This window comes from Streptococcus sp. 27098_8_103 (assembly GCF_041432345.1).
In the GTDB taxonomy this organism is placed as follows: domain Bacteria; phylum Bacillota; class Bacilli; order Lactobacillales; family Streptococcaceae; genus Streptococcus; species Streptococcus mitis_BV.
Window position 1 is genome coordinate 1 of record NZ_JAPVZK010000008.1, and the last position, 12,542, is coordinate 12,542.

The following is a 12,542-nucleotide window of genomic DNA, read 5'->3' on the forward strand; positions in this document are numbered from 1 at the left end:
TTTTTCTAAAATTTTTGTAGTAAAAAAGGAGATATTAAAATCTCCTCAAATATACTTCTATTTTATTTTAGATTTTCAGGAATCGGCGCATTGAAATTCCTGATCCGATTGAACCGATAAAAATTCCAATCACAAATAATAAGGCAATCATCAGTGGACTGAATACTTCTGGTGATATCATTGAAAGGTTCTGACCAACCAATGACTTATTAACCGATTGGTAAACCATTTTATAGACAATAAATACCAAAACTGATGGAAGGGTTGCTCCAAGCAAACCGATGAAGGCACCTTCAAGCAAGAAAGGTCCGCGGATATAGCCGTTCTTAGCACCTACTAAACGCATGATTTGAATTTCACGGCTTCGTGAAATGATGGTGATACGTATAGTATTAGAAATCAAGAACACCGCAATGAAAATCAATAATCCAGCGATAACTAGTCCCCAGACACGAATAAATGAAGCTAACTTAAACAAGCGTTCTGTATTAGCACCACCATCTTGAACTTCTGATACACCTTCGATTTTCTTAGCCTCTTCTGCTACCGTCTTTACATCACTTGGTGTATTTGTATCAACGATATATGCATCATAGAGTGGATTGGCATCGCCCTCAAAGATTTTCCAGTTGTCCCCCATTGTTTCTGTCAACTTTTCATATTGTTCTTCTTTACTTGAAAACGTAACACTTTTAACGGTTGACATACCTTTCAAAGCATCATATACCTTATGGTAGTCGTTATTTGTAACAGTTTGACCTTCTTTTTCAATGGTCTCACTATTATCAGCTACGTCCTTACGAATGTATACCATTACTCGAACATTATTTTCAATATCTGTAGCTAGTTTAGCCGTATTAAAGATAACAGATGCAAATATTGCAACCAAGGTCAAAGTAATCATAACTGAACTAACAGCAGCTACTGTCATCCAGCCATTTCGTTTCAAACTTTTTAACGATTCAAATAAATGACGAAAAAATCTACTAATCATCGTATCCATATTCTCCTTTAGCTTCGTCACGAACGACACGGCCATTTTCAATGGCAATGACACGGTGGCGCAAGGTATTTACAATCTGACTGTTGTGGGTAGCCATCAAGACAGTTGTACCTTGGAGATTGATGCGTTCCAGCAAGTTCATAATTTCCCATGAATTATCTGGGTCCAAGTTTCCTGTTGGTTCGTCCGCAATCAATACTTTTGGATTGTTTACAATGGCACGTGCAATTGCAATCCGTTGCTGTTCTCCCCCTGAAAGTTCATTTGGGAAAGAACGAACCTTATGCTTCAATCCAACCAAGTCTAAGACTTCCATCACACGTTTTTTGATATTACGGCGACTTTCTCCAATTACCTCCATTGCATAAGCAATATTTTCATAAACGGTTTTCTTTGGTAACAGTTTATAATCTTGGAAGACAACCCCAACACTACGACGTAGGAGAGGAACATCTTTCTTTTTAATTTTAACCAGATTAAAACCAGCAACAGATAAGCTTCCTTTTTCGATTTTTACTTCGCGATACAAAGAACGAATAAAGGTTGATTTCCCAGCTCCTGAAGGTCCTACGATGTAAACAAATTCCCCTGGTTGAACGCTTACCGAAACACCACGTAGGGCAGTCGTTCCGTTGTCGTATTTTTTGACGACATCTCTCATTTCAATAATTGACATGTGAGTTCCTTTCTATCTTAGCTGATTCTCCACTTGAGATAGGCATCAATAAAACCATCTAGGTCTCCATCCATAACCTTATCTACTTGTGCAACTTCAAAGTTAGTTCGATGGTCTTTTACCATAGTATATGGCGTGAAAACATAAGAACGAATTTGACTTCCCCATGTGATTTCCTTTTTCTCACCCTTGAGGGAATCGACTTCCGCAGCTTTCTTCTCCTGCTCCATTTGATAGAGCTTAGCCTGCAACATCTTCATGGCACGATCTCTATTTCCATACTGGGTACGATCGACTGTTGACTGAACGACAGTTCCCGTAGGAATGTGTGTCAAACGCACACCTGTGGAAACCTTGTTGACGTTTTGTCCACCAGCACCACCTGAACGGAAAGTATCCATCTTGATATCATCTTCACGGATTTCTACTTCAATAGTATCATCCAATTCTGGCATCACTTCTACAGATGTGAAAGAGGTGTGGCGACGTTTAGCAGAGTCAAATGGTGAAATTCGTACCAAACGGTGTACACCCATTTCTGACTTGAGAAGACCATAGGCATTAGGTCCTTCAAAAGATAAGGTTACTGACTTGATACCAGCTTCATCTCCTGCTTGGTAATCCAATACTTCCACTTTAAAGCCTTTAGCATTTCCATAGCGAGTGTACATACGAAGCAACATATCACCCCAGTCCTGAGCCTCAGTACCACCGGATCCTGGATGGATTTCCAAGATGGCATTATTATGGTCATAAGGTTCTGACAAGAGCAAGGTCATCTCGTAACTGGTCATCATCTTATCAAGTTCTGACAACTGTTCAACCAATTCTTCATGTACCGACTCATCTTCAACTAAAAAGTCTAATAAAATTTCAACTTCATCCTGCAACTCTTCCATTTTGTGAAAGGTGTTATAGGTGTTTTTTAATTCATTTAATTCTTGCGACGTTTTTTGGGCCGCGATATTATCGTTCCAAAAATCAGGTTCTGTCATCTTGTTTTCCAAGATGGCAATCTCTTCCTCTAAACCTTCGAGGTCAAAGAGACCCCCTGAAAGAAGCTAATTTTTCACGATTTGCGTCAATTTTCTGACGAATTTCTGAAATGTCCATAAATACTCCTTTTTTACATTATTTCATTATAGCATATTTTATCATTTCTTTCCATCTTTTGCTCTAATCCCTTATTACACGTAAAAAGAAGCCTTTCGGCTTCCCTTCTTACAAGACTTTTGCTGAAGTACGAGTAATCTCTTCTACTTGAATATTCTCTGATTCAAATTTTTCTTTCAAGGCTGGTAAATCAATTGATCCATCGATTTGAACTTCGATAATGACCTTACCATCCTTACGCGGAATATTGACTGTATGCGAGATATTCAAATTTTCTTCTACAATCAAAGAAATAATTTTTCCAAGAACGCCAACTTCGTTTTCCGTAACAAAGCGCACACGAATTCCTTCCTCACCATAACCAGCAATTTCAAGAAAGGCTTGGAAAACATCACGATCCGTAATAACTCCGTATACTTGATGGTTATCAACGACAGGAAGAATACCAATCTTATTTTTCAACATCAGATAAGTTGCATCCTCTAGACTCGCATAGCCTGAAACAGTGACAACATCGCGAATCATGACATCTTTTACTTTTGTCTTATTTAGAAGATAATTCATCTCATAGATAGAAAGACTTGTTGCTTTTGATGGACTTGCTTGTGCAATGGTTCCCTCAGTCACCAAACCAACTAATTGATCATTTTCGATAACAGGCAAGCGGTGCAATCCTTGCTCTCTCATTAAATCTGCTGCATGAGATACTGTTGTATCTGGACTAATATAAACTACCTTGCGGGTCATAAAATCTTTAACTGCCATGAGACTTCTCCTTTTCTATTCTTATCCCTATTATACAATCTTTTTGCAAATCTATCAAACGCTTACATTTCTTTTTCAAAATTCAGAAAAGTATGAATAAGCTAGCAAAAAGAGCTCTGAAATAGAGCTCTCTGAATGAAGGTAAGATACATTTCATTCGATTTTTTCAATTATTAGAAATTAACCTTTTAATGTAGATAAAGATTGCTTTACAATCTATATCTGTCAACTAAAAAGATCCCCTGGACTATAATGATGATTACTTCGTAATCCTCATCCACCGACTAAAACAATCCAGTGGATTTGATAATTGCTTCGCAATCTTCATCCGCCGACTAAAAAGGTCCCCCGGACCTTTTTAGCCACCTAGATATGCTTTTCTGACTTCTTCTGATGAAGCGAGTTCTTTTCCTGTTCCTGATAGAACGATTTTCCCTGTTTCCAATACATAGCCTCGGTCAGAGATTGCGAGTGCTTTATTGGCATTTTGTTCAATCAAGAGGACGGTTGTTCCTTGTTTCTGGATGTCTTGAATGATATCAAAAATCTCTTGGATAAAGATTGGGGCAAGTCCCATTGATGGTTCATCTAAAAGAAGAAGTTTTGGTGTTGACATGAGGGCGCGTCCCATGGCAAGCATTTGCTGTTCTCCCCCTGAAAGAGTAGCTGCATCTTGGTTCTTCCGTTCTTCAAGACGAGGAAAGCATGAGAAAACTTTCTTCAAGTTGGCTTGATTTTCTTCACGGTTTTTCTTTAAGAAAGCTCCCATTTCAAGATTTTCCATAACAGTTAAGCCAGGAAAGACGTGGCGTCCTTCTGGAACTTGTGAAAGACCACCTGCCACGATTTTTTGAGCTGGCATTTTTTGGATTTCTTGACCTAAAAATTCAATCTTTCCTGAACTCGGTCTAACCAAACCAGACAAGGTACGGAGAATGGTTGTCTTACCTGCACCATTGGCACCGATAAGGGAAACAACCTCTCCTTCATTTACTTCAAAGCTTACATCACGGACTGCTTGGATCATACCGTAATGCACAGAAAGATTATCAACTTTTAACATAGACATTAGGCTTCACCTCCTAGATAAGCTTCGATAACGCGTTTATTGGTCTTAATTTCGTCTGGAGTTCCCTGAGCAATCAAACGACCATATTCAAGTACGTAGATACGTTCTGTCACTTCCATGACCAGATTCATATCGTGTTCAATCAGCATGATCGTAATCTTAAATTCATCTTTGATACGACGAATTAACTCAGTCAATTCGGCTGTTTCCTGTGGGTTCATACCTGCTGCTGGTTCATCTAAAAAGAGAATTTTAGGTTCCGTAGCGAGAGCACGAACAATTTCCAAACGACGTTGTTGTCCGTAGGCAAGATTTTTAGCAAGAGTTTCTGCATCACCATCTAAATCAAAGATTTTCAACAATTCCAAAGCCTTAGCCTTTAATTCTTTTTCACTCTTGTAAAAAGCTGGTAAGCGTAAGAAACTAGCAAAAACATGTTGTTTGTGATGGTTGCCAAAAGCAATCAAAACATTGTCCAAAACTGTTAAATCTTTAAAGAGACGGATATTTTGGAATGTACGTCCAAGTCCCAAAGAAGCAATCTTATAAGGTGACTTTCCATTCAAAAGGTGACCATCTAGTGTTACTGTTCCCTCACTTGGTTCATAAACACCTGTCAAGAGATTGAAAAGGGTGGTTTTACCAGCTCCATTTGGACCGATTAGTCCAACCAATTCCCCTTCGTTCAATTCAAGAGTCACATCTCCAACAGCTGTTAGACCGCCAAAATGTTTGGTTAACTGTTTTACTTCAAGTAATGCCATTAGTTTTGTTCCTCCTTCTTAGATTTTTTAAAGAAACGTGATAGGCTCAATTCCCATGTCCCAAGTAGTCCACCTGGTCTGAAAATCATTACCAATACCAAGGCCAAAGCATAAATAATCATACGCACACTAGCAACATCTTGGAGAAGCATATTCAAAATTCCAAGAACAATAGCTGAAACAATAGCACCTGTAATGGAACCAAGTCCACCAAAGACAACAATGATCAAAACGTTGATTGAGTTGATGAAAGTGTAATCTTTCGGTACAACTGAACCGATAAATCCTGCCTGAAGTGACCCTGCAATACTTGCAGTAATAGCACCAAAGACGAAGGCGATGATTTTAATCTTAGTCGTATTAACCCCAACTGACTCAGCAGCGATTTCATCCTCACGAACAGAGAGAGTTGAACGACCAATTGGACTACGCAAAAAGTTCAAGGTTGCAATGGTTGTAATCACGACAAAGAAGTAAACCATTTGCCAGGTTGTAAAGTTAGGAATTCCCAAGATACCTGCTGCACCATTTGTAAGGCTTCCACCATTGATGATAAAGATACGGATAATTTCAGAAACACCGAGAGTTGCTACCGCAAGGTAATCCCCCTTCAAGCGTAAGGTTGGAATTCCGACAAGCAAGGCAACTGCTCCTGAAAGCAAAGCACCTAACAGCATGGCTCCAAAGAAGGCACCGTAGGTTGGTGATTTAGAACCAATAATAGCAGCGGCATAGGCACCAATCGCCATGAAACCAGCATGACCAAGTGAAAATTGGCCTGAAAAACCAACGATTAAGTTGAGACCAACAGCCAGAATAATATTAATTCCGATTTGTTGTAAAATCTGTACATAGAATAGATTGAGTACTCCGACTGAAACCAATACACTAATCAAGCCATAGCCAGCTAACAAAAGGAGTAACCATAGAATATTAACTTTTAAATTTTCTTTCATCGTTTACACCTTCTCTTTCACATTTTTACCAAGGATACCAGCTGGGCGGACAATCAAGATCAACAACAAGATTCCATAAACAATAGCATCACGGAAGTCTGACATTCCAAAGGCTGTCGCAAAGGTTTCCAATAGACCAATCACAAAACCACCAAGAGCTGCACCAGGAATAATTCCGATACCACCAAGTACTGCGGCAACGAAAGATTTAAGACCTGGAGTAACTCCCATCAAAGGCTCAAGAGAGTTATAATAGAGGGCAATCAGAACACCAGCCGCACCCGCAAGAGCTGACCCCAAAGCGAAGGTAAAGCTGATAGTACGGTTTACATTGATCCCCATCAATTGCGCCGCATCGCTATCTACGGATACTGCACGCATGGCTTTCCCCATCTTAGTCTTTTGGACAATGACTTGTAACAAAATCATCAAAATCAAGGAAATGGCCAAAATCATTAACTGCACGTTTGTTAGGCTAACTGGTCCCAAATCATAGCGAACTGTTTGAATCGCTTGAGGGAAGGCACGGGTATTAGCACCAACCAGATAGACCATCCCATATTCCAATAGGAAAGAAACCCCAATAGCTGTAATCAAAACAGCAATACGAGTAGAGTGACGCAAAGGTCGGTAAGCAAGGAACTCAATCACGACACCAAGAATGGCTGTCGCTAACATAGCTACAATAAGAGCTACAAAGAAATTCATTTGGAAAGAATTAATCAAGAAATAACCGATAAAGGCTCCCATCATATAAATATCACCGTGGGCGAAGTTGATGAGCTTGATAATTCCGTAAACCATGGTATATCCTAGGGCTAACAGCGCATAAACACTACCTAGAATCAAACCATTTACTAGTTGTTGGAGCATAAGATTCACTCTTTCTATTTATAATTTCGAGGGTTTTCCCTCACTTTTTATAAGTTCTTATACTCAATAAAAATCAAAGAGCAAACTAGGAAACTAGCCACAGGCTGTACTTGAGTACGGCAAGGCGACGTTGACGCAGTTTGAATTTGATTTTTGAAGAGTATTAAACATCGAAACAGGGAGTGAGTCAAAGGCTCATTCCCTATTTCAACATTTTCTATTATGGTTTTACAACTTCTGCTGCTTCAACCTTACCATTGTTCATGGTCATCATGTAAGCAGTTTTGACTGTGTTGTGGTCTGCATCGAAGCTTGTTTGACCAGTTACACCTTCAAAATCTTTTGTTTTAGCAAGGTTATCCTTGATTTCGCCAGAGTTTTTAGCACCTTTTGCTGCGTTTGCTACAAGGTGAACTGAGTCATAAGCCAAGGCTGCAAATGTTGAAGGCTCTTCGTTGTACTTAGCACGGTAAGCATCAAGGAAAGCTTTTGCTTTAGCTGAAACTTCTACAGTAGTTGAGAAGCCTGAGATAAAGTAGATGTTTGATGCTTTTTCAGGAGTTGCTTGTTGTACAAACTCTTCACCGTTGAATCCATCACCACCAACGATTGGTTTGTCAATTCCCATACCACGCGCTTGGTTTACAATTTTACCAGCTTCAGTGTAGTAACCAGGAACGATGATAGCATCAAAATCTTTCCCTTTCATTTTTGTAAGGGCTGCTTGGAAGTCTGTGTCACCTGCTACGAAAGTTTCATCTGCAACGATTTCACCTTTGTAAGCTTCACGGAAGGCTTTGGCAATACCTTTAGCATAGTCGCTAGCATTATCAGTGTAAAGAACAACTTTCTTAGCTTGCAATTTTTCAGAAACATAGTTTGAGATAATTTTTCCTTGGAAGCTATCTTGGAAAGTTCCGATAAAGAGGTAATCTTGACCTTTAGTCAATCCATCTTGAGTCGCACTTGGCGAAATCAATGGAACACCTGCTTTTGTAGCGTTAGCTACCGCAGCTGCAGTTGCACCAGATGTCGCAGGTCCTACGATTGCTGATACTTTAGATTGGGTTACAAGGTTAGTTGTTACTGAAGCCGCCTCAGCTGTTTCAGACTTGTTATCTTTATCGACTACTTCGATTTGTTTTCCATCGATACCACCTGCAGCATTGATTTCATCAACGGCAAGTTGGGCACCTTTTTGTTCAGATGTACCGTAGGCTGCTACGGCACCAGTTTCTTCAAAGTTAAATCCAATTTTGATTGTCTTTTCATCTACTGAATTACCAGCAGCGTTTGACGCTCCAGACTTCACTTCTCCACAGGCTGCAAGAAGTGCTACACTTGCAAGCGCCACAAACGATAGGGCAAATTTTTTCTTCATCTTTTTTGTCTCCTTATTCTTAAATAAATAGCATGTTAAGAATATACCGAATTATCAGAAAATTGTCAACACTTTTCTTAGACTTTTTCGATGATAACGTTTTCCTCTCGATAAAGATTGCCCACAAAGGGTGTTTCCAACTCTTGGATATGACAAACTCTAACTTTTTTTATAAATTTTTCCTTGCCCAAGCGCCCGACCAATTGCTCCACTTCTTGAGTTGGAACATAAAGCTGTAAGTAACGATGTTTCTTGGAATGATAGGTAATATCTCCATAATCCTGCAGTTTTTTGGCATCACGATTATAGTAAAGATAGATAATCAAGCCAGATCGATTGACTTTTTCAAACATGATAAATCCTCTTTCTAAGAAATCTCTCCCTATTATACCAAAAAAAGCAAACCCAGTCGAGTTTGCCTTCTATCACCATTAATTCAATGAATTGTTGGCCATGATTTCATCAATAAAGCCATATTCAAGTGTTTCCTGGGCGCTCATCCAGTTATCTCGTTCTGCATCTGCATGGACTTTTTCGATTGACTGACCTGAATTTTCAGCCAAGATTTTTTCCAAAGTATTACGAGTTTTAAGCAAGTGTTCTGCAGCGATCGCCATATCGGTTTGCTGAGTACCTCCACCTGTACCACCCATTGGTTGGTGGATCATATACTCTGCATTTGGAAGCATGAAACGTTTGCCTTTTGCTCCACTTGATGCAATGACCGTCCCCATAGATGCTGCCATTCCCATAACAATGGTTTGGACATCGGCCTTGATAAAGTTCATGGTATCAACGATTGCCAAACCAGCTGAAACGGAACCACCAGGTGTATTGACATAAAGGTAAATATCTTTTGTACTATCTTGGGCATCTAAGAAAAGCAATTGGGCAATAACAGAGTTAGCCATATTGTCTTCAACTGGGCCTGTCAGCATAATGATGCGGTCTTTGAGAAGACGTGAGTAAATATCGTAAGAACGTTCTCCACGGCTTGTTTGTTCAATAACTACAGGAATCATTTATTTCTCCTTTTGAGTTTTAATTTTGTTGGTCAAATGACTGAAGATAAGACTATTATAATATCTTGGTCAAAAAAGGTCAAATTTTTGCTCTGTTTTCATCAGACAGAAACAAAAATTCAACCTCCTTTCGTGACTGGAGCTTCTTTTCCAAGTCATTCTTCTTTTCGATCTTATTTCGTACCGAACAAGCGGTCTCCAGCATCTCCAAGACCTGGAACGATATAACCGTGTTCGTTCAAGCGTTCATCCAAGGCTGCTGTAAAGATTTCTACATCTGGATGAGCTTCTTGAAGGGCTTTAACACCTTCTGGAGCAGATACAAGGCAGACAAATTTGATATTTGATGCACCACGTTTTTTAAGAGAGTCAACAGCCAAGATTGCTGATCCACCTGTTGCCAACATTGGGTCTACCACAAAAATTTGACGTTGGTCAATATCTTCAGGTAATTTCACCAAGTACTCAACTGGTTGAAGCGTTTCTTCATCACGGTACATACCAATGTGGCCAACTTTAGCAGCTGGAACCAAGCTCAAAAGTCCATCCACCATCCCGATACCTGCACGCAAGATTGGAACGATAGCCAATTTCTTACCTGCCAATTGTTTTTGAACTGTTTTTGTGATTGGTGTTTCGATTTCTACATCTTCTAGTGGAAGATCACGAAGTACTTCATACCCCATCAACATTGCAATCTCATCTACTAGCTCACGAAAAGCTTTTGTAGAAGTATCTGTACGACGCAAGATTGACAATTTGTGTTGAATCAGTGGATGATTAATAACTTCAATTTTTCCCATTTTTGGAATTCCTTCTTTCAATTTATTCTTCTTATTATACCAAAAAACGGTTTAAAAATCTTTCTAAACCATTTATTTTTGATAATTTTTCACATTAAATCAGCCTCTTTAAGAGCTGTCTGTACTGTCTCAAGTGGTAAATGAGTCAATTCTGTTCCCTTTTCTTGATAAAGGTATTGGGCGTAGTCGTCCATTCGGTACTGGTTGATATAAACCACACGCTTACAACCGACCTGAAGCAATTGTTTGGTACAATTCAGACAAGGAAAATGGGTTACATAGGCTGTAAAGCCTTTAGGAACACCACGTTCTGCACCTTGAAGGATAGCATTGACCTCAGCGTGAAGGGTGCGAACACAGTGGCCTTCAATGACCAGACATTCGTGGTCAATACAATGCTCGGTTCCTGACACTGAACCATTGTAACCAGTTGAAATAACCTTATTATCCTTTACCAGAATTGCGCCCACTTTGGCACGTTTACAAGTGGAACGATTGGCAATTAGTAGAGCTTGGGCTGCAAAATACTCATCCCATGCTAGTCTTTCTTCAGTCATATCTCTTCTCCTTTTTCTCTATTTTTTAAAAAATGGTAACCGTAAATCTGCAATCTTTTCAGCAGGTACCTTCATGCCATCCTTGATCCATTTTAAAAGGACTGAGACGATGGCTGAACTCCAGAAGGAATGAAGATAAGAGCTGACACCTTTTGATTTTCCATGGTATTTTTCCAGAAACTCCTGCATGGCTTGGACAAAGATTTTTTCCAGATGGTAATCTAAGGCAAGTTGAATCACTCTGGCTTCCTTTCTTGCTTCTCGGAAAAGGTGAACCCAGACCAGATAAAGGTCTGTCTTTAAATCATAATGATGCAACTGTTCCATAATATTGTGGACAGTTCGTTTAAATACGCTTTCTAAAATCTCCTCTTTGGAATCATAATTGCGATAAAAGGCCGCACGAGAAACGCCTGCACGTTTGACCAATTCAGAAATACTAATCTTGGTCAGGTCCTTTTTTTCCAAGAGTTGCAAGAGGGCTGTTTCGATGGCTTCTCTAGTTAATAAATTGGATTCTTGGTTTGATTTTCTGAGATTTTCAAGAGACTTTTCAGAGATTCTACGTTCAGACATAACATTTTCTTTCTACTTGTCACAACAGACGGATGAGGCTTTTGTTTCAAGGGCTTTCATGATATAATTGTAAAAAAAGACAGAACCTTTGTCAATGTATAACTGACAAAGATGGAGAATTTCTATGACTTGGAAGATTATTGCTGACTCTGGTTGTGATTATCGTCAGCTGGCAAGACCAGCTATTGACACGACCTTTGTAAGTGTGCCCTTAACCATTCAAGTAGCTGATCAGGTCTTTGTTGATGATGCCAGTCTTGACATTGACCAAATGATGGAAACCATGTATGCAACTGCAGAAGCTTCAAAATCAGCTTGTCCAAGCCCAGATGATTATTTGCGAGCATTTGAAGGAGCCAAAAACATTTTCCTAGTAACCATCACTGGTACTCTTTCTGGAAGCCACAATAGTGCTCAACTAGCAAAAAATATTTATCTGGAAGAACATCCTGATACTAAAATTCATATAATTGATAGTTTGTCTGCTGGTGGGGAAGTTGACTTGCTCGTAGAAAAAGTGAATGACTTGATCGACCAGGGCTTATCTTTTGAAGAAGTGGTTGAAGCTATCACCGCCTATCAAGAAAAAACCAAGTTACTTTTTGTCCTAGCTAAAGTCGATAACTTGGTGAAGAACGGCCGTTTGAGCAAGCTTATCGGTACGGTCGTTGGCCTTCTCAATATCCGTATGGTCGGAGAAGCTAGTGAAACTGGAACTCTCGAATTGCTACAAAAAGCACGAGGACCAAAGAAATCAGTTCAAGCTGCCTATGATGAAATCATTAAAGCTGGATATGCTGGTGGCCGTATTGTCATGGCCCAACGTAATAACGAGAAATGTTGCCAACAGCTTTCAGACCGAATACGTGAAACCTTCCCACAGGCGGATATTAAAATTCTCCCAACATCTGGTCTCTGCAGTTTTTATGCAGAAGATGGTGGTTTGCTGATGGGGTATGAAATTGATTAATTGCATTCTTGACA

The 12,542-nt window shown here is 39.5% G+C and carries 15 protein-coding genes; 1 reads left to right on the plus strand and 14 read right to left on the minus strand.

Translation table 11 applies throughout. The annotated features are described in order from the left end of the window. Window positions 1-67: 67 nt before the first annotated feature. The 14 genes from ftsX to O3599_RS03675 form a co-directional block, all read right to left on the minus strand. Window positions 68-994: a permease-like cell division protein FtsX gene (gene ftsX, locus O3599_RS03610; RefSeq protein ID WP_000625545.1), complete on the minus strand. Its 927-nt coding sequence runs from the start codon at window positions 992-994 to the stop codon at window positions 68-70. After that, window positions 987-1,679, minus strand: coding sequence for a cell division ATP-binding protein FtsE (gene ftsE / locus O3599_RS03615; protein WP_000022269.1), 693 nt, complete (start codon window positions 1,677-1,679; stop codon window positions 987-989). Before ftsE ends, ftsX begins: the two co-directional genes overlap by 8 nt. A gap of 17 nt (window positions 1,680-1,696) precedes the next feature. Further along, window positions 1,697-2,792 (minus strand): peptide chain release factor 2 gene (gene prfB, locus O3599_RS03620; protein WP_371512021.1). Its coding sequence is split into 2 segments (ribosomal slippage): window positions 1,697-2,719 and window positions 2,721-2,792, totalling 1,095 coding nucleotides; the frame shifts between segments, so codons are not numbered across the junction. Between the two features lie 108 nt (window positions 2,793-2,900). Next, the gene (locus O3599_RS03625) at window positions 2,901-3,557 is read right to left on the minus strand and encodes a CBS domain-containing protein (RefSeq protein ID WP_000268667.1); all 657 of its coding nucleotides are present in this window, start codon (window positions 3,555-3,557) and stop codon (window positions 2,901-2,903) included. A gap of 358 nt (window positions 3,558-3,915) precedes the next feature. Then, window positions 3,916-4,626 (minus strand): ABC transporter ATP-binding protein, encoded by a 711-nt coding sequence (locus O3599_RS03630; RefSeq protein WP_371512023.1) that lies wholly within the window; start codon window positions 4,624-4,626, stop codon window positions 3,916-3,918. After that, window positions 4,626-5,390: an ABC transporter ATP-binding protein gene (locus tag O3599_RS03635; protein ID WP_001185997.1), complete on the minus strand. Its 765-nt coding sequence runs from the start codon at window positions 5,388-5,390 to the stop codon at window positions 4,626-4,628. Before O3599_RS03635 ends, O3599_RS03630 begins: the two co-directional genes overlap by 1 nt. After that, entirely contained in the window at window positions 5,390-6,346 is a 957-nt protein-coding gene (locus O3599_RS03640; protein ID WP_004256818.1) for a branched-chain amino acid ABC transporter permease, read from the minus strand. The genes O3599_RS03635 and O3599_RS03640 overlap by 1 nt, the downstream gene beginning before the upstream one ends. Window positions 6,347-6,349: 3 nt before the next feature. Beyond that, complete coding sequence (locus O3599_RS03645) at window positions 6,350-7,219, minus strand: branched-chain amino acid ABC transporter permease (RefSeq protein WP_000941427.1); 870 nt, start codon at window positions 7,217-7,219, stop codon at window positions 6,350-6,352. 220 nt (window positions 7,220-7,439) lie between these two features. Next, on the minus strand, window positions 7,440-8,600 hold the full coding sequence (locus O3599_RS03650; protein ID WP_000726117.1) for an ABC transporter substrate-binding protein: 1,161 nt from the start codon (window positions 8,598-8,600) through the stop codon (window positions 7,440-7,442). 77 nt (window positions 8,601-8,677) lie between these two features. Continuing rightward, window positions 8,678-8,953 carry a YlbG family protein gene (locus O3599_RS03655; RefSeq protein ID WP_000462122.1) on the minus strand — a complete coding sequence of 92 codons (276 nt, stop codon included), beginning with the start codon at window positions 8,951-8,953 and terminating at the stop codon, window positions 8,678-8,680. A gap of 78 nt (window positions 8,954-9,031) precedes the next feature. After that, complete coding sequence (clpP, locus tag O3599_RS03660; protein WP_000613475.1) at window positions 9,032-9,622, minus strand: ATP-dependent Clp protease proteolytic subunit ClpP; 591 nt, start codon at window positions 9,620-9,622, stop codon at window positions 9,032-9,034. 173 nt (window positions 9,623-9,795) lie between these two features. Next, window positions 9,796-10,425 carry a uracil phosphoribosyltransferase gene (gene upp / locus O3599_RS03665; RefSeq protein ID WP_000515974.1) on the minus strand — a complete coding sequence of 210 codons (630 nt, stop codon included), beginning with the start codon at window positions 10,423-10,425 and terminating at the stop codon, window positions 9,796-9,798. 89 nt (window positions 10,426-10,514) lie between these two features. Further along, window positions 10,515-10,982, minus strand: a complete 468-nt coding sequence (locus O3599_RS03670) for a cytidine/deoxycytidylate deaminase family protein (protein WP_023947240.1) — start codon at window positions 10,980-10,982, stop codon at window positions 10,515-10,517. Window positions 10,983-11,000: 18 nt separating this feature from the next. Next, window positions 11,001-11,558 carry a TetR/AcrR family transcriptional regulator gene (locus O3599_RS03675; RefSeq protein ID WP_000004136.1) on the minus strand — a complete coding sequence of 186 codons (558 nt, stop codon included), beginning with the start codon at window positions 11,556-11,558 and terminating at the stop codon, window positions 11,001-11,003. Between the two features lie 124 nt (window positions 11,559-11,682). Between O3599_RS03675 and O3599_RS03680 the strand changes: the two genes are divergently transcribed. Further along, a complete protein-coding gene (locus O3599_RS03680) occupies window positions 11,683-12,528 on the plus strand; it encodes a DegV family protein (RefSeq protein ID WP_024057020.1) in 846 nt (281 codons plus the stop codon). The last annotated feature ends 14 nt before the right edge of the window (window positions 12,529-12,542 follow it).